1 protein-coding gene is annotated in these 287 nt (G+C 63.1%); it reads right to left on the reverse strand.

Translation table 11 applies throughout. The features are described from left to right. The coding region (locus G9G54_RS25010; protein WP_165179968.1) for an AMP-binding protein at nt 1-287 on the reverse strand (287 nt) is incomplete at both ends.

Genomic DNA, 287 nt, shown 5'->3' on the forward strand with positions numbered 1-287 from the left:
ATCCGGTACCCCCGGATTTTCGCCTGGTTGTCGATCCGGCCGATGAAGTCCACGTTGCCGTCTTCCATCCACCGCGCCAAGTCTCCCGTGCGGTACAGCCGCTCGCCCACGGCGAACGGGCTGTCTACGAACTTCTCTTCCGTCAGCTCCGGACGGTTCAAGTACCCGCGCGCCACTCCGACTCCGCCGATGACCAGCTCGCCCAGCACCCCGACCGGCACCGGGTTCAGATGCGCATCCACGATGTAGAATTTCGCATTCAGCCACGCTTTGCCGATCGGCACATT

The sequence above is a fragment of the Paenibacillus sp. EKM212P genome, assembly GCF_011066115.1.
Taxonomy (GTDB): Bacteria; Bacillota; Bacilli; order Paenibacillales; family Paenibacillaceae; genus Paenibacillus; species Paenibacillus polymyxa_B.